Genomic DNA, 21,706 nt, shown 5'->3' with positions numbered 1-21,706 from the left:
TAATATCAACAAGATGATCAAAGATAAACTGCAGGTCATCTGAAAAGTCCTGTTTAAAGCGAGTGATTTTGGAAGCATCCGGGACTTTGGAAAACCCGCAGAATTCACGAAGGGGTTTAGAGTAAGCGAGAAAAATGAGGAGAAGCTGGTCTGTAAGAATTGAGAAAATACGTTGAATGATCAAAGCCCACAGGAAAGCTTGCAAAGGGTATTTACGGGATCTGCCCGTTGATGCATAAAAATGATTTCTGAAAGAAATCGGAATAATTTCATCAATGTCGATATGAGTTTCTAATAGGGAAAGGAACGCAGGTTTGTCATTTTCAAATTTTTCTTGGCAATCTGAAAAAATATCTGCCAGAGAAAGCTGTTTATATGGTATCATAGTATCAGAATAACTCCTTTCTTGGATGGTGGTTTATGGATTTTGGACGACTCTATTATACCATATCCGGTGAGGAGTTATTTGTATTTTAGCAACAAAAAACACCGTATTTATACGGTTTGTGGCGTTTCGCAAACGCCTATCATGCTAAAATGAAGTGTGAGGAGGGATAGGGTGAAATCTATTTATTTAAAAACGCCGGAAGTGGAGGAGCTTTATTATAGACAAAAATGGATGATGGATCCGGAAACGATGTCATATAATGCAGGATATGATATGGAAATGGAGGCTATGATAAAGTGTCTGGAACAATCTGCAAAACAGATGAGCAGATGCAGGAGTGGTATAAAAAATGGACGAAGTCTCACAATAGATATATTGCATATATTTATGATGCAGAGATGAAAATACCGGTGGGCGAAGTATATTTTCAGAATGATGAAAATAGCAGGGAATACGAAATTGGAATTGTAATTGCTTCCCAATACAGGGGTAAAGGTTATGCATATCCAGCACTGTTAAGTCTGCAAAAAGTAGCTTTTGAAGAAAACGAGGCGGAGATACTGTCTGACTGGTTCCAGGAGGATCGTTTCGAAGCCGTAAAGTTGTTTCGGAAAGAGGGCTTTCTTCCAACAGATATCAGGAGAAAGGAACTCGTTTTCGGGCAGGAAAAAGAAGCGGTGAAATATTTACTGACGAAGGAGCAATATGAGCAGAGAAAGATGAAGCAGGAAATTTGATGCGAAAATCGCATCCTGCCTCTTGACTTTGAAAAACATAGTTGTTATATTATAAATAGAACAGACGACAAGATGCCCCGGATGAATCCGGGGTATTTTCAAAGAAGATAGATAAAAGGATTGTTTTCAAAGCGGAGAGGGTGAGATTATGGCAGCAAAGAGAGATTACTATGATGTACTTGGTGTCAGCAGAAATGCAGATGCATCAACAATTAAAAAAGCATACAGGAAACTTGCAAAGAAATATCATCCGGATACAAACCAGGGAGATGCCCGGGCGGAGCAGATGTTTAAAGAGGTAAATGAGGCTTATGATGTACTGGGAGATCCGGAGAAGAAGAAGATGTACGACCAGTTCGGCCATGCAGCATTTGATCAGAACGCGCAGGGAGCCGGGCAGGGCTTCAGTGGTTTTGGAGGTTTCGGCGGTCAGAACAGCGGATACCGGGAGTTCCATTTCGAAGGCGGAAATATGGATGATCTTTTCGGAGATATCTTTGGAGGTATGTTCGGCGGAAGCGGCAGCAGAAGTAATAGCGGATTCAGTGGCTTCCACAGCCAGGGATTTGGAGGCCGTTCCTATCAGAGCAGAGGACAGGATATCCATACAGAGATTTCGGTCAGCTTTGATGAAGCCGCATTTGGATGCGATAAGATGATCCGGCTTCAGAAAGAGGACGGTTCCATTCAGACGCTGCAGGTACACATTCCGGAAGGAATGGAGGACGGCAAGAGCATCCGGCTTCGCGGCAAGGGAGCACCGGGAACGGGCGGCGGCCAGCCGGGAGATCTGTTTATGAAGGTTCATGTAGGAACACGTCCGGGATTTGAACGGAAGGGATCCGATATTTATACAACGGTTCAGGTGCCGTTTACCACAGCGGTTTTCGGCGGAGAAGTTATGGTGGAGACCCTGACAGGGCGTGTGCTCTGCAAAATCCGGAAGGGAACCCAGTCCGGTTCCAGGATCCGGCTGAAAGGAAAAGGTGTTGCTTCCATGAACCAGCCGTCCGTACACGGTGATCAGTATGTGACGGTACAGATCCAGGTTCCGACGTCCTTAAGTCCGGAGGCGGAGCAGAAGCTTCGGGAATATGAGGCGGCCTGTAAAGGCGGGAGGAGAAGAGGAAACTCCGCGGCATAAAGCCTGATGATAACCGGCAAATGAAAATCTGATTATGAATAAAAGGGGAAACCGCCTCCTTCCTTCTTGCAAGGGGAGCAGGGAAGGATTATACTGAATAAATCAGAGTAAGGAGGCGGCAGATTTGAAAGACTGTTTATTTGAAAACGGAATTATTTTTACATCGGACGACACAAACCTTTATGCAGATGCCATACTTGTCTCGAACGGAATGATCCAATGGATTGGAAAGAAGGAGAATATTCCGGACGGGGATTATGAGCATGTGGATCTGAAAGGGGCTTGTGTCGTTCCTGGTTTTGTGGACGCGCATATGCATCCGGTGATGCTGGCAGATTTCAGCAAGAAGATTTCCGCCCTTCCGCCGGAAGTCCATTCGATTGAGGAATTAAAGGAGAAGATCCGTCAGGTGCGGGAGATGCAGCAGCCGGGTGAATGGATTGAAGGATGGGGATACGATGAAGGCAAGTTTGAGGAGAAACGTTCGTTGAACCGTTATGATCTGGATCAGGGATGCAGCGATTCTCCGGTTTCCATCACAAGAACATGCGGACATATCCGCTGCGTGAACAGCAAAGCTCTGGAGATTGCCGGCATTACAAGGGATACGCCGGATCCGGAGGGCGGCGAGATCGAGAGGGATGCATCCGGCGAGCCGACCGGTGTTTTAAAAGAAAATGCAAGAAATCTGGTGCTTCCGTTCATACCGAAAGAGAGCCACGATGATAAGGTGCAGAATCTGGTGGATCTTGGAAATCTCCTGAAATCTCAGGGAATTGTGGCGGTCTGTGATATGGGAAATCTGGATAATGGCGACAATTTTCCGCTGTATCAGGAAGCAGCCAGGCGAGGATACTGCCAGGAGACGGCAATTTACTATATGTGGGATTATTTTGCGGACGATCCGGATTTTATCATTCCGGAAACACATCGGGATAAAAGCAGCCAGATTTTTGCGGCGGGACTTAAGCTGATTGGAGATGGAAGCGTCTCAGGAAGAACGGCCTGGATGGATAAGCCGTATCTTGGGACAACGGATGAATATGGAATTTCTACCTGTTCGGATTCATTGATGGAATCGGCCGTTGCTTTCTGTAAGAAGCATCATTGCCAGCTTTCCATGCACGCGATGGGAGGAAGCGCCATCAGCCGTGTTGTAGACCGGGCATACCGGGAAGAGAACTGGATGGAAGACGACACTCCGTATGTACGGGTGGAGCACATCACAGACCCGGCGGCAGACAGTATCCGAAAGGCGGCGGAAAAAGGAATGTTCTTTGTGACACAGCCGATTTTTATGTACGCGGAGATCGAAAGCTATCTCACCAATCTGGGAGAAGCGTGGATGAAAACGTGTTATCCGGTCCGGACCATGCTGGATCAGGGAGTGCGGCTCTGTTTTTCCACGGATGCTCCGGCCACATCCTGGGCAGTACCGTCCGACCCGTTCCCGTGCTTGAAAGCAGCGGTGACACGGCGGGCCTATGACGATACCGACTGCGGGCAGGACCAGAGGGTGGATATCGAGACGGCAGTGAAACTGTATACAAGAGAATCCGCAAAGGCAGCAGGATTCCAGAAAATCGGGCAGTTAAAAGAAGGATATAAGGCGCACTTTGCGGTGTTAGACCGGAATCTGTTTGCAGTTCCGACGGAGGAGATTGACCAGGTCAAAGTGGAGACCCTCTATATAAATGGCAAGCGCGAATATCAACGGTAAATGATTAAAAAAGAAAAAGCTGAGGCGGCGGATTGTTTTGCAGAAAATTTCTGCAGATAGATCAATCAGCCTCAGCTTTTTGCTGTTTTACAGGCGGTTTTATGATAGAATGGGAAACAGAAATAGATAAAATGATGAGAGGTAAGACATGGAAAGACAGGAATACACATGCAGTCTGCAGCAGAAAGGGTGCGGAGGCTGCCCGCTTCTTTCGCTGCCCTATGAGGAGCAGCTGCGGAAAAAACAGAAAGCGATGAAAAAGCTGATGGGGAATTTGGGCAAGGTGCGCCCGGTGATCGGGATGGAGAATCCATGGCATTATCGGAATAAAGCGATTTCTACCTTCGCGGAGGGGCCGGGGCGACAGTTGATCAGCGGAATTTATGCCCGCGGAAGCCACTATGTGATTCCGGTCAAAACATGCCTTCTGCATCATCCGGCACTGGATGAGGCCGTGCGCGCAGTACGGAAAGCGGCAAGACTCTGTAAATACAAGCCGTACGATGAGGACAGAAAGACCGGACTGATCCGCCATGTACTCGTCCGCCACAGCCTTCTGACAGATGAAGTGCTGGTGGTACTTATTACAGCTTCCCCGATTCTTCCGGGTGCAAAGGCCTTTGTCAAAAAGGTACGGGAACTCTGCCCGAACGTCACGACCATTGTCCAGAATATCAATGCAAGATCCACCAGTGCAGTTCTTGGATTTTCCGAGAAGATTCTGTATGGAAAAGGGTATATTGTCGATGAATTGTGCGGAATCCGTTTCCGGATTGCTGCATCCAGCTTTTACCAGATCAATCCGGTTCAGACGGAAATCCTGTACCGGACAGCTATCGAGGCGGCCGGGCTTGACGGTACCCGGACTGTTCTGGACGCCTACTGCGGAGTCGGGACCATCGGACTTGCGGCGGCTCCTCACGCAAAGCATGTCCTGGGAGTCGAGAAAAACGGAAGTGCCGTCAGATGCGCTATTCAGAATGCAAAAGACAACGGAATTCAGAATGCCCGTTTTCTGAACGAAGATGCAACCAAGGCTATTCAGAAGATGGCGGCAAGAGGTGAAAAGGTAGATGTCGTATTTATGGATCCGCCGCGGGCGGGCAGCACACCGGAATTTCTGGATGCTGTCAGCCGTATGAGCCCGGAAAAGCTCGTCTACATTTCCTGCAATCCGGAAACCCAGAAGCGGGATCTGGAGATCCTGAAGAAAAAAGGATGGGGAGTCCGGATGATTCAGCCGGTGGATTTATTTCCACATACGGAGCATATAGAAAACATTGTGGTTTTGGGACGGAAACAGTAATAAACAGGAGAAAGTTATGATAGAAATTAAAGAATGGATTTGAATGAAAAGCATCGATTTCCCAAACCTGCACATACTATCTCCGAGGTGGTTGTATGAGTAAAAAGCAGAAAGAACAACAGGAAAGACAGAAAAATCTGAATCAGTTCAACAGTATCACGCAGAAGGTGAAGCCGGAAAATCAGAATCAGGGACATAATGTCCGGGATGAGGCGGTGGAACCGAAGAAGAGACAGATGTAGGCATCCGAAAGGGTGCCTTTTTTCAGTAAGTTAAGGGCATGTAAAATAATGAAAAGGTGAGATGCAACGCTGGAAAAACGAAAGCGGCAGGTGTAAAATACATATGTGGGATTTTAAGGGGAGAAATGAATATAGCAGGGAAGGAGGAATTATTCATTACCAGAAGAGGTTAAGAATACAGTTTTATTGCTGTAAATAATGTAAATATTACGGAGGAATGAGAAATGGGAAAAAAATCTGTGAAATTGACAACAGCGGTGACGGCCGCAGTACTTCTTTCTTCATCTGTGATGGCACAGGATGTAGCTACAGCAGCAGATGCAGGACAGATTGACGGACAGGAGGATAAGCAGGTAAAAGGGACTGCAGAAAAGAAAAAGGCAGCTCCGGTCAGTCTGGATGAAGCAAAAGAAAATCTGAATATCGCTAAAGAGCAGGAAGAAAAAACTGCTTCTGAAGAAAAGCAGGCATCGGAAGCCTACGAAGCAGCGAAGAAAGAAGAAAGTGAAGCGGCACAGGCAGCGGCAGAAGCGGTTGCCAAGGCAGAGGAAGCGAAAAAGGAAGCAGAGCAGGCATTTCAGGAAGCAGTAGCAGAAGCGGAGAAGGCAGAGGCCAAAGCTCAGGATACTTTTGACCAGAAGCAGGTAGAACAGATGCAGGCCGCAGTCAATACGCAGGAAAAGAGCCAGGCGTATACAGATAGTCAGGAGCTTAGTAAAGAAGCGCAGGAGTATCTGGAAGAGGTACAGGAAAAAGTTACTGTGACGGAAGAAGAGGTCCAGCAAAAGCAGGAGGCTCTGGAAGCATCACAGGCAGATTTAACGGAAAAAGAGGGAGCCGTACAGGAAGCACAGGAAAACCTGGAGCAGATTAATGGACAGATCAGCAGTTCAGAAGCTGCGATTGAGACAGCGAAAGCTAACATTGTAAAGGCCCAGGAAGCAAAAGCCCAGGCAGAGCAGGATATTGTAGAAGCACAGGCAGCTCTGGAACAGGCAACAGCAGTTTATGAGCAGGCAGAAGCAGAAGCCGCAGAAGGTTCTCCAGAATACAAGGCTGCATTGGAAAAGGTGGAGCAGGCGAAGGCTGCGTTAAGTGAAGCACAGGCTGTGCAGGCAGAGAAGCAGGCAGCTTTGGATACGGCAAATGCGGTTCTGGCACAGGCACAAAGTGCCGCAGAGAGTGCGCAGACAGATGTGGATCAGGCACAGAAAGAGATTGAGATCGCACAGGCAGAAGGCGCTGTAGCAGCAGCACAGGAAAGCCTTGCGGCAGCAGTACAGACAGAGCAGCAGGCACAGTCTGTATTAAATTCAGCACAGAGTGAACTGAATGCGGCGCAGACTGTAAAAGATCAGAAAGATGCTGTACTGAATCAGAAAACACAGGAGAAAGCAAACGCAGAAGCAGCTCTTGAGAAGGCAAAACAGGAAAAAACAGCGGCAGAGCAGGCGGAAGCAGCCAGCAAAGAAACGCTTCAGGAAGCGCAGAAAGCAAAGACAGCTGCAGAAAATTCAGTTGCGTCTGCACAGACAGCCAAAAACAGCGCGGATACACAGGCGGAAGCAGCAAGAAAACAGGTGGAAGAAAAACAGGCCGCAGTTGACGCAGCCCAGAAAGCTTATGATGAGGCAAAAAAAGCAAGCGACAATGCAGAAGCCCAGATTGCGAAAGGATCGTTTGGATTCTTTGAGGAAATGGGTGCAGAGGAAGCGCTGGATATTTTGAATAATGCTCCTTTAAAAGAGTATACAGAGCAAGGGAATGAAAAGGATGCCACTTCTCTGGAAAATATGAAAGCGGCTTTGGAATGGATTAAAGAGTGTAATGAACTTCGGGAAAATCATCAATGTGCAGACTTAAAGGTATCTGATTCATTAATGGCAATTGCACAATCGAATACGAATGCTTCAGGGAATTATATTGGTCATACAGGGCAGTTCCAGGTCGGTGGAGAAAATCTGGCATGGGGTTCGGGTTCATACGACCCATTTTATGGATGGTATACAGAGGAAAAAGAGGATTATGAGACTACGGGGAACCCGGATAATAGCGGGCACTATTTCAATATCATTCAGGAAGGCTTTGTTTATACGGGATTTGCTGTGAATCAATATAGTGTCAGATATGGGGCTGCCTATGGACAAGTATTTAATTGGGAAAATTATAGTGAGCAATATAACGACAACGCCATGACCCTCGAAGACTATACCAACCGTTTCATGAAATACTATGACGGTCTGATGAATGCTCCGCAGATTGCTGAGGAGGCAGCAAAGAAGCTGGAAGAGGCGAAGAATGCACTTGCATCTGCGCAGACTACATATGAGGCTGCACAGAAAAAGGCGGCCGAGGCAGCTACAGTCCTTCGGCAGAAACAACAGGCAAATACTCAGGCAGCCCGGAAAGTAACATCAGCTCAAAATGAAGTTAAGGCTGCAGAACAGACAACAGCTCAGAAAGTTGCAGCTGTGACATCAGCATCAGCAAAAGTAACATCAGTATCACAGGCGGTGCAGAGCGCAAAGGCAGAAGTAAACGCAGCACAGCGGACACTTTCTGACAAGCAGCAGGCATACCAGACTGCAAAAGCCTCTCAGGAGCAGGCAGCGCAGAAGAAAGAAGAGCAGGAGACAAATCTTAAGCAGAAACGTCAGGCATACAGAGCACTTGCAGGCAAAGAAATTGGTGAGACAAATGCTGAGACAGCAGCAGCGCACTTACAGACAGCGCAACGGAATTATCAGACAGTATCAGCGGTCCTTAGGACAGCTAATGAAAAACTGAGTACGGCAAAGACAGAAGCTGAATCAAAAGAGACAGATCTGAAGTCTGCGCAGAGTGTGACAGCAGCGAAAGAGGCGGATCTTACACAGGCAGAAAAGGCGAGAGACGAAATAGAAGCTGTTGTGGCCGCAGATCTTGCTGAAAAACGACAGGCAGTAGAAGATTGTAAAGTAGATCTGCAAACAGCACAGCAGGATAAGACAGACGCTGAGACAGATATTCAGACGAATACCGAAGCGCAGAAAGATGCTGAATCACAGCTGACATCATTAAGAGAAAACAAACCTGAAGCAGAAGCAGCTGTTGCTGTGGCAGAAGAAGCACGCAAAGAGAGCGAAGGAAAAGTTGAGGAAGCTCAGAAAATATATCAGGATGCAGTAGATGCAATTACACCGCTCCGTGAGGCGAAAGCGGCATACAACACAGCTCTTTCTGAAGAGGCAAAAGCGAAAGAAAACTATGAAAAAGCTGTGGAAGACGAGGCGAAAGCAGTACAGGCTGTTGCTGATGCGAAAGCGGCTCTGGAACAGGCAGAAGCAAAGAAAGCGGAAGCAGATAAACTGTCTTTGACAGAAGCGATGAAAACACCAATCGAGGGTGCAAACTTCTCCTATCTGAATGCCTATGTAGATGAGATTAAACTGGCCGAAAAACAGGTTGAGGAGATCGAAGCAGTATATGAAGAAAAGAAAGCGGTACTTGCGGAAGCGAAAAAGACATACGATCAGGCCAAACTTGCATATGCAGAGGCTGTTGTTGATCTTGCTGACGCACAGGAAAGCTATGATCAGTTTATGAAGACTTCTACGGAGCAGAACGGTGAAAACGTACAGCAAACAGAAAAAGTTCAAAAAGAAGAAAAAACAGATACAGAAGAAAGAATAACTGTAAAAACCGGCGATTCGGCAGAACCGGCTTTGTATGCGACAGCAGGGATGGGTGCATTGGCAGCAGCACTTGCAGCGTGGAAGAAAAAACACAGTTAATTAATAATGCACCGGACAGGCAGTAATTTAAACTAAATAAAAAAGGCCATTTACAGACGGAGATCATTGATCCGGTAAATGGCCTTTTGGTGTATAATGGATTGAGAAATTGTAGAAAAGCAGAAACTGAAACGGAGACTTATTATGCGAAGAGAACTTGGAATTGCAAGATGCGGGCTTGCCTGCTGTATTTGCTCAGAAAATCAGAATTGTGCCGGATGTAATGCGGATACCTGTCCGGACAAGGACTGGTGTGAGAATCGAAAATGCACAATGGAAAAGGGAATCGGCCATTGCTATGAATGCAAAATTGACTGCCGGAAAGGAATTTTGACGAAGATCAAGCCCTATGCGTTCACGCTGTTTGCCAGACGTTATGGCGAGAATGCGCTGCTGGACTGTCTGGAGCGGAATGAACAAAATGGGATTATCTATCACCGGGAAGGCATCAACGGTGATTATGATGAGTTTGACGATGTGGAGGAACTGATCCATTTTATACAGACAGGAAGACGATCGAGAGAGGAAGACGGAATTCCATCCACGGATGAGGCGCGATCCCTGCTGGAAGAGGGCGGCAGGATGAACCCGGGACCATGGATCCGACACAGCGAATATGTGGCAGAGGCCGCAGGAAAAATTGCGGCCGAGTGCGAAGGGCTGGATGAGGAAACGGCCTATATTTGCGGTCTGCTTCATGACATTGGACGGCGGTTCGGGGTCAGTTATCTGGCGCATGTCTATGACGGATATACGTTTTTGATGGAGTGTGGCTATGAGAAAGCCGCAAGGACGGCGCTTTCCCATTCGTTCAACCGGAAAAAGATGGAAGATTATATTGGAAAGTTCGACATATCAGAAGAAAAGCAGGAAGAGCTGAAAAGCCTGCTGGATGCAATGGAATACGATGAATACGACTATCTGATTCAGCTTTGCGATTCCATTGCTGTGGCCGACGGGATTGTATCTCTGGAAGAGCGGATGAATGATGTGAAAAGCCGTTACGGTTATTATCCGCAGGATAAATGGGACAGAAATATGGCGCTGAAGGAATATTTTGAGAAAAAGATGGGAAAAGATCTGTACACGGTTGTGCCGATGAAAAGCACACCGGAACATTGAGAAAAAGATTGATGGTTGCGGATTGACAATGCCTGTCAACCAAAGATATGATTTAGCTACATGAACGGTGCACTGATTCATTTAAGAAATCTTTGGAGGGATTCAGAATGAATGGATTAAAATATATCAGGGTTCGGTGCAATCTGTCACTAAATGATCTGGCAGAGTGTATTGGCGTTACAAGACAGGCATTAAGCGCGTGGGAGAACGGGAAAAAAGAAATACCGGAACAAAGGAAAGAGCAGCTTTCAGAGTTTTTCGGGATTGACCAAAGATATTTTGGAGAAATATCAGAAGAAGAAAAGATCACTTTGCTTGAAAAGGCGATGTTCCGCTATGACCATAATGGCAGGGAGAGTTATCGGTATAAACCGCAGGATAAGGACGGGAAAAATCAGCATATATATTTTCTGCCGGATACCCGGATCAGCATGGATGAAAAATATGTACTGGCGCAGAAAAGGAAACAGGAAATTCTGGAAAAGGCAGACGATATAATCAAATGGACCGATCATGCGGGGAGTATAGCATCACAAATTGCATGCATCGACCGTGGATGCAGCATTTATGGAATGACCAATGATCTGATGGAAATGATGCGGAATATGGAAAAAATGATTTTGAAAATGCCGTTTTATTATGAGTTGATGAGTGTGTGGAAGGCAATGCTTCTGGCATACGGGCTTATGGAACAAGAAGAGATTTCCGGCGGCGCACCATCAGAAGCCCATTGGGGTGAAGACCCGGAATGGATTATCCGGCTGGCCGAAGAGATCCGGAAACACTGGGATGCGGAGCGGAGTTATCATGAAAACTGTGAAGAAGAGAGGAGAAAACAACAAAGAAAAGAGAAGGAAAACAAGGAACAGTTGAAAGGGAAGGATCAGATTACGAGGGCAGAAGAGCAGAACAGACAATTCAGAGAGAAGTGCTCAGAGAGCGGGAAAGAAGCCGTCCTGGTGAGTAGTGCTTCTGACCATCACGATTAGTATCACTTGACAAAAGGGATAGAGTGTGATTTGATAGTAACAGAAAACAAAAGAATAATTATGGGCAAAACCTTCGAAAGATGGCGACGCAAAACTATAGGGTCTAATCCATAGTAATATGAGAATGACAGCCAGTTGCAGTATTATCAAATGTACCGGATTTCCCCCGATATGTATTGTGCAACGGATAAAGCAGATGTTTTATCCGTTTTTTGTTACCTTTTATTCCGGGTTTTCAAAAGCATTCTTTTGCAGGATGCTGCAGAAGAAAATACAAAGGAAGAAGGAGAAGAGTCATGTCAAAACATTTACCTTTGTCCGTGCGGGTTCCGATTGAGAGCGACAATCCAGGCATCTGCAGGGACGAAGAGGCATGTATCAGATGCGGGATGTGCAGGGACGTGTGTACGAATGTAATTGGGGTACACGGTACGTACACACTGGAAGAAACCGGGGATACGGCGATCTGTATCCACTGTGGCCAGTGCGCCAATGTCTGCCCGACCGCAAGTATCACGGAGGTATATGAATATCAGGCGGTGAGGGCGGCTATTGCAGATCCGGACAAAGTGGTTATTGTCAGTACCTCACCGTCGGTCAGAGTCGCACTGGGAGAAGAGTTCGGTATGAAGCCGGGCGATTTTGTCCAGGGAAAAATGGTTGCTCTTTTGCGGGCGCTTGGAGCAGACTATGTGCTGGATACGAATTTTGCGGCGGATCTTACCATCATGGAAGAAGCGGCCGAACTGCTGGAAAGGATCACAAAAAAGACGGCGCCGTTGCCACAGTTTACAAGTTGCTGCCCGGCCTGGGTCAAGTTTGCGGAAACCTATTATCCGGAACTGCTGCCGAATCTTTCTACGGCAAAAAGCCCGATCGGGATGCAGGGACCGACAATCAAAACGTACTTTGCTCAGAAGATGGGAATTGATCCAAAAGAGATTGTGAATGTAGCCTTGACGCCGTGTACAGCCAAGAAGTTTGAAATCCGCAGACCGGAAATGAATGCGGCCGGAAAACAGCTTGGAGAGCCGGACATGCGGGACATGGATCATGTTGTGACGACCCGTGAGCTGGCACGATGGGCAAAGGAAGAGGGGATCGATTTTGCAAAACTGGAGGAAAGCAAATACGATTCTCTGATGGGAGAAGCATCCGGCGCCGGTGTGATTTTCGGAAATACCGGAGGGGTGATGGAGGCCGCACTTAGGACTGCATATTATAGTCTTACCGGGGAAAATGCGCCAAAGGAGTTCTATCAGTTAGAGCCGGTGAGAGGATATGAGGGCATCAGGGAAGCGAGTCTTGATATTGCCGGAACACAGTTGAATGTTGCCGTTGTGCACGGCACACAAAATGCAAGGAAGATGATCGAACGCCTGAAAGAGGGGAAGAAAGATTATCACTTTATCGAGGTGATGGCCTGCCCGGGAGGCTGTATCGGCGGAGGCGGACAGCCGCGCAATCTGGAGGTGGATGCCGATCAGACGAGAAAAGCAAGGATAGCGGGGCTCTACAGCCGGGATGAGCAGATGACGCTGCGGTTCAGTCACGAGAATCCGGAAATCAAAAAACTTTATGAAGAATTTTACGGTACACCGCTAAGCAGGCTGGCTGAGAAGATGCTTCATACTTCCTACATCAGCAGAGCAGAAGATTTAACGAAACATGGAAACGAACAAGAGACGGAAGAAAGAAACGAGGAAAACACAATGACAAAATGGAAATGTAAGATCTGTGGTTATATTTATGAAGGAGAGACTCTGCCGGAAGACTTTGTATGTCCGATCTGCAAACAGCCGGCATCCTCTTTTGAAAAGATAGAGGAAATACCGGCGGCAGGAACTTCTCCGTATGCCGGAACAAAGACAGAAAAGAATCTTCAGGAAGCATTCTCAGGGGAAAGCCAGGCAAGAAATAAATACACCTTTTTTGCGCAGGTTGCACAGAGAGAAGGATATGAGCAGATAGCGGAATTATTCCTCCAGACAGCCCGCAACGAACAGGAACATGCCCGCCTGTGGTATCAGGAATTAGGACACATCGGGACAAGTAAAGAAAACCTCCTGGCGGCAGCAGCAGGAGAAAATTATGAGTGGACCGATATGTATGAGCGCATGGCGAAAGATGCCGAGGAAGAAGGTTTTCATGATCTTGCAGAACGGTTCCGGAGAGTAGGCGCGATCGAAAAACGTCATGAGGAACGTTACAGACAGCTTCTGGAGAATCTTGAAAAAGGACAGGTATTTGAGAAAATCGAAGAAACTGTATGGGAATGCCGCGTGTGTGGACACATCCATGTAGGAACAAAAGCTCCGGATGTATGCCCGGTATGCAGCTACAGCCAGTCCTACTTTGAAGTGCATAAAAAGAACTACTAATATGTAAAAATAAAGCTGGAAGAAACCAGTCCTTTTGAAAGGCACGGTTTCTTCCAGCTTTTGTGCAAATAGAGAGTAATGAAGCTATTTAAGCAATCGTCTGAACTCCTGTTACTTCATATCCTTCTTCTGTCACAGCAGCAGTGAGCATTTCATCAGTAACGGATTCCGGTACACAGACAGTTGCTGTCTTGTCTTCCAGGCTGACAACAACATCCGTTGCACCCTCAATTGCTTCAAGAGCTTTCTTTACGTGCTTTACGCAGTTCTGGCACATCATTCCTTCTACTGAGAGTTGTTTTTTCATTGTGATACCTCCTGAATTTTGTTTCGTTTTATTTTGACAGCAGTCTTCTTGCGGGAGGGCTTCCCTGGTGGAAGGCTCTTCGGAAGAGACGTGTTCTGCTATCGTCGTGTGTGTAACAGTAAATGGCTTAGTATCTGTCGCCGTATTGTCAGAAGCGGCAGCGGATCCGTGTTTCGGCTTGAAGAAGCGCAGACGGAGCGCATTACTTACGACAAAGACGGAACTGAAGCTCATGGCGAGAGCCGCAACCATCGGATTCATCTTCAGCCCAAAGGCGGTGTAGAAGCATCCGGCTGCAACCGGAATACAGATTGCATTGTAGAAAAAAGCCCAGAACAGGTTTTCCTTGATGTTGCGGATGGTCGCTTTGCTCAGCTCAATGGCGCCTGCTACATCCAGCAGGTCATTTTTCATCAGGACAATGTCGGCAGATTCCATGGCAATGTCGGTGCCTGCACCGATGGCGATTCCGACATCCGCTCTGGCAAGGGCCGGAGCATCATTGATACCATCACCCACCATGGCGGTCTTTTTGCCGTTTTCCTGAATCCGGCGGATTTCTTCTTCCTTATCCTGAGGGAGCACTTCGGCAATGACCCGGTCCACACCGACCTGCCGGCGGATTGCTTCGGCAGTCTTTTTGTGGTCTCCGGTCAGCATGACGACTTCAATTCCCATGGCCTGAAGCTCTTTGACAGCCTGACGGCTTGTCGGTTTTACGACATCGGCTACTGCGATCATGCCAAGAAGCCGTCCGCCTTCGGCAAAGTATAATGGCGTCTTCCCGTCGGATGCCATTTTATCCTGTAACTGCTCCAGTGCCGGATCATGGATGGAAAAGGCGTCCATCATCTTCTGGTTGCCGGCCAGATATTCTACGCCGTCGATTGTTCCCTTGATGCCCTGCCCCGGTATCTGCTGAAAGTTCTGTACTGCAAGATACGCGATCTGGTGGTTTTCTGCTTCCTCGACAATCGCATGTCCAAGTGGATGCTCAGAGAGCTTTTCCAGAGATGCAGCCACTTGAAGAAGTCGGGCTTCCGACACTTTTGGCTCGCAGACAATATCGGTCACCATCGGTTTTCCCTGGGTGATTGTACCCGTCTTATCCATGACAACCGTCTGGATCGAGTGGGCGGTTTCCAGCGCCTCTGCGGACTTGATCAGAATTCCGTTTGTGGCGCCGCGGCCGGTGCCGACCATGATTGCGGTCGGAGTCGCAAGTCCAAGCGCACATGGACAGGAGACAACCAGAACGGAAACGGCGATGGTCAGCGCAAATTCAAAGGATGCTCCCAGGATCATCCAGACAACAGCGGAAACAATGGCAATGGTAATGACAATCGGGACGAAAACGCCGGCTACCTTATCTGCAAGCTTTGCGATCGGAGCCTTGGAACTGGTCGCTTCATCCACGAGACGGATAATCTGTGCAAGAGCGGTTTCGTCCCCGACTTTGGTTGCCTGCATTTTGAAATATCCACTCTTATTGACAGTTGCGCCGATAACTTTATCTCCGGCCTGCTTGTCAACAGGAATACTTTCGCCTGTTATCGCAGATTCATCAATGGAGGCAGAGCCTTCCATCAGGATTCCGTCTACCGGGATGGATTCGCCGGCCTTTACAATCAGTATATCACCTTTTTCCAGTTCTTCCACCGGAATTGTGGATTCCACACCGTCACGGATGACGGTTGCGGTCTTCGGGGCAAGGTTCAGAAGCTTGTTGATGGCATCGGAAGTCCTGCCTTTTGCACGTGCCTCGAAAAACTTGCCGAGGGTGATCAGCGTCAGGATCGTGCCTGCACCCTCAAAGTACAGGTCGTGGGAAAATTGATGCACCATCGCGATATCCCCGTGTCCGAGACCGAATGAGATCTTGTACAATGCGTAGATGCCGTATGCGAGAGAAGCGCCGGATCCGAGAGCGATCAGGGAATCCATGTTCGGGGATCTGTGAATCAGTGTCTTAAACCCGACACGGTAGTATTTGAAGTTGATCAATACGACCGGAATCAGGAGCAGAAACAGGGTAAAGGCGTAGATCATGGAATTTTCCGTGCCAAGGAAAATATCCGGCAGCGGCCAGCCCATCATATGTCCCATGGAAAGATAAAACAGCGGGACAGTGAAGACAAAGGACCAGATCACTCTTCGTTTCATGCTCTCATATTCTTTTTTCGCGGCAATGGCAGATGCGGACTGCGCTGTTGCGGAAGATGCTTTCTTCTGCCCTCCAGTCTGTAAGGAAGCACCGTATCCGGCCTTCTCGACTGCCTGAATAATATCGGCTCCGGTCAAAGTCTGGTCATCGTAGTTGACGACCATGCTGTTTTTTAAGAGGTTGACCGAACACTCTTTCATGCCGGGAAGAGCCGAGACTGCTTTTTCCACACGGGAAGAGCAGGCAGCACAGCTCATGCCGGTCACATTGTATTTTTCCTGCATATCTATTCTCCTTTCTGGCTGTACGGCCGGAAGAAAACCGGCGTATCATGACCATGTATATTTTATGAGGAAACAGATACACATATACGGGGTATGAGTATCTATGTGGCTTTAGTATAATCCAAAACAAAAAGTTTGACTTGCCCAATCAGAAATAAAATTAGTCCAAATGGAAGAAGTAGAAAAACGGACAGACGTTTTCATACGTCTGTCCGCTTCTGCTGGATAAAATTTCCTTCTCTGTATTTTTTTCGATAACTGCTCGGTGTCAGATTGGTGAATTCTTTAAATGTCTTGGCGAATTTCCCCTGTGTTTCGTATCCTACTTTTGCGGCAATCTCGGCAATGCTATCGTCTGTCTGCTGCAGAAGTTCCATCGCCTTACGGATCCGGAATTCTTTCATATAAGTTGCAATGGGCATTCCGTAAACGCCTTTAAAAATTTCTTTGAGCGAGGAAGTGTTGATCAGATACTGGCGGGACAGCTCTTCAATCGTATACCGGCGGTCCAGGTGTTCCGTAAGCTGATGATGGATCTCCTGCATCAGTGCGGCCTGCCGGGACTGGACCTGGGCAGGGGCCGAGATCTCCGGGGACAGGCGGTATAAATAGAGAAGCAGTTCCTGAACTTTCAATTTAAAATATGGCATGCGGAGCTGTTCCGGAAGTCCGTATAATGGGCGGAAAATGACGTCAATATCCGGCCCGGACGGAAGAACGGCCGGGGTCTCCGGCAGACAGAACCATCGATATAGAAGGTCCGGATCCAGCATTATGTCCCGTAAAATCGGAGGCATGTGCAAAGAAAGTTCTTTCAGATTGATAAAAATACTGATCCCTTCGCAGTAACCAAGCGGAAATGTCATAACAGAATCTGCACAGCAGTCTGTACTGTGCAGGGACAGATCCCCGCTTCCGAGGTAGACGGAGGTTCCGCTTTTGAAATTCCAGCCGATTCGGCCGAAGCGGCAGTGGGTAATCTCAAGAATATGACGGTTGGCACCGTGCCGGAAAGAGACCTGATCTGCCAGAAACCAGTCGAGAGAAAGCAGGATGCCGGGAAATACAGGATAGATCTCCAGTTTCCCTTTTCCGGACGTCTGTGATTCGAACTGCTCTGTAAACAGGTTGCTTCCCTGATGATCATCCGTGTGCTGTTCAAGAACAAGGGAACCGTTTGGAATATCGCATAAAATAGATTCGATCTGAATGAATGGCTCATGTTTCATATTCTATTTCCCCTCTTTATGACTGGGTGAGGAAGAAGGACAGGAAATCTGGATCACCTGCTCGATCATGTGATGAAGCAGTTGAGCCTGTACCGTGTCGGCTGCTTTATAATAGACTTCTTTTCCTTCCCGCCGGCTGACAATCAGTCCGGTGATTTTTAACTGTTTCAGATGGTGGGAGACTGCCGGGCTGCTCATTTCTACAAGCGAGGAGATATTGATGACACATTCCTCGCAGTGGCATAAAAGCCAGAAAATCCGGATCCGGCTCTGATCGCTCATCTGTTTGAACAGATCCGCGACAATCTGAAAGTCTTCCGGATTTGGAATCTGATCCGGCATGTGTTCAAATGTCTGGCCGTGATCATGTGGTAAAGTTTTCATAAGCGATTCCTCCTTTGATGCTATTTTTACTATAACAGCATGAACGAAAGAAAACAAGGCAGAAGAAATTTCCGTGAAGAAGAAGGAATTTGCCCAAAAGGAAATAGATTTAGCCGGTTTGGAAGGGAATTTGAGATGATTATTGACCTGAAAGGAAGATATGCTATCATAAAGACAAACGATTAAACAGTTGTTTAATTAAGCAAGAGTAACAGAAAGGATGTAGAATCATGAAAAGAAGTTATAAGATCGAAGTAGACTGTGCGAACTGCGCAAATAAAATGGAAGCTGCGGCAAAGAAGACTCCGGGTGTAAAAGATGCTGTTGTTAATTTTATGCTGCTGAAGATGAATGTTGAGTTTGAAGATGGACAGAATCCGAAGGAAGTGATGCAGGAAGTCCTCAAAAACTGCAAAAAGGTAGAGGCAGACTGTGAGATCTTTCTTTAAAATGTTCGTTTTTGAATAAGTGCACCGTAGATTTACAAGAAAAATTCTGCGGTGCATTTCTTAAGAATAATATATGAATATATGAGCATATATAAAAATGAAAGAAGGGAATTACTATGACAAAAAAACAGAAAATCATGCTGGTGCGGATTTTGATTGCGGCCCTGCTTCTTGTCGGACTGAATTTTGTCCCGGCAGAAGGCTGGCTCCGGTTTGTACTGTACCTGATCCCGTATCTTGTGATCGGTTATGATATTTTACTGAAGGCATTCAAAGGGATCCGGAACGGCCAGGTGTTTGACGAGTGTTTCCTGATGGCAGTGGCAACGATCGGAGCCATTGCTCTGGCACTTTATGAAAGGAGCGGAGATTATACGGAGGCAATCGCCGTCATGCTCTTCTACCAGATTGGAGAATGGTTCCAGAGTTATGCGGTCGGAAAAAGCCGCCGCAATATCAGTGAATTGATGGATATCCGGCCGGATTATGCCAATATCGAAAAAGATGGAAAACTCGAAAAAGTAGATCCGTATGATGTGGAAATCGGAAGTACGATTGTAGTTCAGCCGGGGGAAAAGGTACCTCTCGATGGTATCATTGTGGAAGGAACCTCCACTTTAAATACCAGTGCGCTGACAGGAGAAAGTCTTCCAAAAGATGCGGAAGCCGGAGATGAAATTATCAGCGGATGTATTAACATGACAGGTGTTCTGAAGGTACGTACCACAAAAGAATTTGGCGAATCTACAGTATCGAAGATTCTGGATCTGGTGGAGAATGCAAGTTCCCGGAAATCCCGTTCGGAAGATTTTATCTCCAGATTTGCCCGGGTCTATACGCCTGCGGTCTGCTATGCGGCACTGGCACTTGCGTTCCTGCCGCCGCTTGTCCGGATGCTTTTCATGGGGCTTCCGGCGGACTGGGGAACCTGGATCTACCGGGCGCTTACCTTCCTCGTCATCAGCTGTCCGTGTGCCCTTGTGATCAGTATTCCACTTAGCTTCTTCGCAGGAATCGGAGGGGCAGGTAATGCAGGGGTTCTCGTAAAGGGTTCCAATTATCTGGAAACACTTTCCCGGACAAAGACCGTGGTCTTTGACAAGACCGGGACACTGACGAAAGGTGTCTTTGAAGTCAATGCCATTCATCACAATTCCATGGGGGAGGAAAAACTGCTCGAATATGCGGCTCTTGCGGAGAGTGCGTCTTCCCACCCGATCAGCAGGAGTCTGCAGAATGCTTACGGGAAACCGATCGACCGGTCCCGAGTAGAGGGCATTCAGGAGATCAGTGGAAACGGTGTGACGGCCCGTGTGGACGGTGTGGAAGTGGCGGCGGGAAATGACAAGCTCATGGAGCATCTGGGAATTCCTTATCAGAACTGCCATCTGGCCGGAACGATTATCCATATGGCGGTAGACGGCGCGTATGCAGGTCATATCGTGATTTCGGATATTGTGAAGCCGCATGCCAAAGAGGCTGTACAGACATTGAAAAAAGCAGGGGTCACAAAAACAGTGATGCTGACCGGAGATGCTGCAAAAGTGGCGGATAAAGTGGCTGCAGAGCTTGGAATCGATATGGTTTACAGTGAACTGCTTCCTGCGGATAAGGTAAAAATAGTGGAAAAGCTTTTAAAGGAAAAACCGGAAAAATCGGCATTGGTATTTGTGGGCGACGGAATCAATGACGCCCCGGTTCTGGGACGTGCGGATATCGGAATCGCCATGGGAGCCATGGGATCGGATGCAGCGATCGAGGCGGCGGATGTAGTGCTGATGGATGATGATCCGATGAAGATTGCAAAGGCGATCCGGATATCCCGGAAATGCCTGCGGATTGTTTACCAGAATATTGTATTTGCCATCGGTATTAAGCTGATCTGCCTGCTTCTGGGAGCGGTAGGAATCGCAAATATGTGGCTGGCTATTTTTGCGGATGTCGGGGTTATGATTCTTGCAGTGCTGAATGCGATCCGGGCACTGTTCATAAAAAAGCTGTAAGCAGGGAACGCACAGCCTCGGCAACACCGTCGTGGTTGTTGGAGGAAACAACAACATCGGCCATGGATCTTAAGGCCGGTACGGCATTCCCCATCGCAAAGCGCAGTCCGGATGCCTGAAACATGGTGATATCATTTTCACCGTCACCGATGCAGGCAATCTCGTCCTTTGAGACAGAAAGATAGTCTGCCACGGCTGAAAGGGCAGTGCCCTTGGTGGCATTGGAGGAATAAATTTCCGCATAATACGATGTGCGGGCAGAAGAAAGCTCAGGGAACTCAGACACGATGCGTCTGGTACGTTCCCTGGCTTTTTTTGTGAGAAGGAAAAACTGCAGCTCCTCCACGTCCGCGTGCCGGCTTCGGATAAATTCTGCAAGATCCGGCACCGCCTTTGCCTGGGAGGCGTCACGGCCATAGATCAGATGTCCGAAGAAAGGCAGAAGCTGACCCTGCAATAGATAATCATGGCGGATATGTGCCGCCATTTTCAGATCCGGCCCCTGGCAGGATTCAATAATTGTCGCCGCTGCTTCGTAAGGCATGAGAGCACGGAAGAGAGTCTTTCGTTCTTTCAGATCTACGGCAACAGCGCCGTTGGAGGAGATGACATAGCGGAACAGCCCCGTTTTCCTGAGCTGATGCGGAATACAGGAGAGCGCGCGTCCGGTAGTAGGGACAATCTCAATCCCCGATGTCCGGGCAAGGTATAACGCATCCATTGTCGTCGGACTGATTTTACTGTAGGAATTCAGACAGGTTCCGTCCATGTCAAGTGCAAGCAGTTTCATAATGTGTTTATCCTCCTTAGTCGGTTATTTATGATTATACTAGATATTATAGGAAAAATCCAAAAAGATTGTGGGAAATTTTTTTGGATGTTTTGCCTAAAAATAAAGAAATAAAATTATAATAAATGATGAAAAGAAAATTTATAGTGGACAAATGAAGCTGAAGCTGATAATATAGATGTGTGAATGAAGTTTGTTATTACGTAATGGTAAGCAAGACTGTTTATAATACTGATGGACTGGTATTGTAGGCAGTTTTTTATTTTGCATCAAAGTACTTCGCTGTTTCGCCGC

The 21,706-nt window shown here is 47.4% G+C and carries 16 protein-coding genes and 1 riboswitch; of the genes, 11 read left to right on the top strand and 5 right to left on the bottom strand.

What is annotated here, in order from left to right; genetic code table 11:
- The coding region (locus tag B5G11_RS04040) for a transposase (protein WP_144289669.1) at positions 1–385 on the bottom strand (385 nt) is incomplete at its 3' end.
- Between the two features lie 299 nt (positions 386–684).
- Here B5G11_RS04040 and B5G11_RS04035 point away from each other — a divergent pair.
- From B5G11_RS04035 to rbr, 9 genes are all read left to right on the top strand, one after another.
- On the top strand, positions 685–1,125 hold the full coding sequence (locus B5G11_RS04035) for a GNAT family N-acetyltransferase (RefSeq protein ID WP_087252257.1): 441 nt from the start codon (positions 685–687) through the stop codon (positions 1,123–1,125).
- 148 nt (positions 1,126–1,273) lie between these two features.
- Entirely contained in the window at positions 1,274–2,269 is a 996-nt protein-coding gene (locus tag B5G11_RS04030) for a J domain-containing protein (protein WP_087252256.1), read from the top strand.
- 124 nt (positions 2,270–2,393) lie between these two features.
- Positions 2,394–3,989: an amidohydrolase gene (locus B5G11_RS04025; protein WP_242958917.1), complete on the top strand. Its 1,596-nt coding sequence runs from the start codon at positions 2,394–2,396 to the stop codon at positions 3,987–3,989.
- A 148-nt stretch (positions 3,990–4,137) separates the two neighbouring features.
- On the top strand, positions 4,138–5,295 hold the full coding sequence (gene rlmD, locus B5G11_RS04020) for a 23S rRNA (uracil(1939)-C(5))-methyltransferase RlmD (protein ID WP_087252255.1): 1,158 nt from the start codon (positions 4,138–4,140) through the stop codon (positions 5,293–5,295).
- A gap of 95 nt (positions 5,296–5,390) precedes the next feature.
- Positions 5,391–5,537 (top strand): hypothetical protein, encoded by a 147-nt coding sequence (locus B5G11_RS16500; RefSeq protein WP_171027983.1) that lies wholly within the window; start codon positions 5,391–5,393, stop codon positions 5,535–5,537.
- 224 nt (positions 5,538–5,761) lie between these two features.
- Positions 5,762–9,310 carry a CAP domain-containing protein gene (locus B5G11_RS04015; RefSeq protein WP_087252254.1) on the top strand — a complete coding sequence of 1,183 codons (3,549 nt, stop codon included), beginning with the start codon at positions 5,762–5,764 and terminating at the stop codon, positions 9,308–9,310.
- A gap of 144 nt (positions 9,311–9,454) precedes the next feature.
- Entirely contained in the window at positions 9,455–10,432 is a 978-nt protein-coding gene (locus B5G11_RS16960; protein WP_343215468.1) for an HD domain-containing protein, read from the top strand.
- Positions 10,433–10,539: 107 nt separating this feature from the next.
- A complete protein-coding gene (locus B5G11_RS04000) occupies positions 10,540–11,421 on the top strand; it encodes a helix-turn-helix transcriptional regulator (RefSeq protein ID WP_087252253.1) in 882 nt (293 codons plus the stop codon).
- Positions 11,422–11,474: 53 nt separating this feature from the next.
- Positions 11,475–11,564, top strand: a riboswitch (cyclic di-GMP riboswitch).
- A gap of 153 nt (positions 11,565–11,717) precedes the next feature.
- On the top strand, positions 11,718–13,802 hold the full coding sequence (gene rbr, locus B5G11_RS03995) for a rubrerythrin (protein WP_087252252.1): 2,085 nt from the start codon (positions 11,718–11,720) through the stop codon (positions 13,800–13,802).
- 88 nt (positions 13,803–13,890) lie between these two features.
- Here the strand turns inward: rbr and B5G11_RS03990 are convergent, their stop codons facing one another.
- The 3 genes from B5G11_RS03990 to B5G11_RS03980 all read right to left on the bottom strand — a co-directional run bounded on the left by B5G11_RS03990 (position 13,891) and on the right by B5G11_RS03980 (position 18,170).
- Positions 13,891–16,557: a heavy metal translocating P-type ATPase gene (locus tag B5G11_RS03990; RefSeq protein WP_087252251.1), complete on the bottom strand. Its 2,667-nt coding sequence runs from the start codon at positions 16,555–16,557 to the stop codon at positions 13,891–13,893.
- A gap of 200 nt (positions 16,558–16,757) precedes the next feature.
- Complete coding sequence (locus B5G11_RS03985) at positions 16,758–17,786, bottom strand: AraC family transcriptional regulator (RefSeq protein WP_087252250.1); 1,029 nt, start codon at positions 17,784–17,786, stop codon at positions 16,758–16,760.
- Between the two features lie 3 nt (positions 17,787–17,789).
- Positions 17,790–18,170, bottom strand: coding sequence for a metalloregulator ArsR/SmtB family transcription factor (locus tag B5G11_RS03980; RefSeq protein ID WP_087166781.1), 381 nt, complete (start codon positions 18,168–18,170; stop codon positions 17,790–17,792).
- 230 nt (positions 18,171–18,400) lie between these two features.
- Between B5G11_RS03980 and B5G11_RS03975 the strand changes: the two genes are divergently transcribed.
- The gene (locus B5G11_RS03975) at positions 18,401–18,619 is read left to right on the top strand and encodes a cation transporter (protein WP_087166782.1); all 219 of its coding nucleotides are present in this window, start codon (positions 18,401–18,403) and stop codon (positions 18,617–18,619) included.
- A 116-nt stretch (positions 18,620–18,735) separates the two neighbouring features.
- Positions 18,736–20,622 (top strand): heavy metal translocating P-type ATPase, encoded by a 1,887-nt coding sequence (locus B5G11_RS03970; RefSeq protein WP_087252249.1) that lies wholly within the window; start codon positions 18,736–18,738, stop codon positions 20,620–20,622.
- Here B5G11_RS03970 and B5G11_RS03965 read toward each other — a convergent pair.
- Positions 20,606–21,412 (bottom strand): Cof-type HAD-IIB family hydrolase, encoded by an 807-nt coding sequence (locus B5G11_RS03965; RefSeq protein ID WP_242958915.1) that lies wholly within the window; start codon positions 21,410–21,412, stop codon positions 20,606–20,608. The two genes, B5G11_RS03970 and B5G11_RS03965, sit on opposite strands and share 17 nt — an antisense overlap.
- Between the last annotated feature and the right edge of the window lie 294 nt (positions 21,413–21,706).

This window comes from Drancourtella sp. An57, assembly GCF_002161525.1.
Taxonomy (GTDB): Bacteria; Bacillota; Clostridia; order Lachnospirales; family Lachnospiraceae; genus Sellimonas; species Sellimonas catena.
This window is presented reverse-complemented; position numbering and strand designations above follow the sequence as displayed.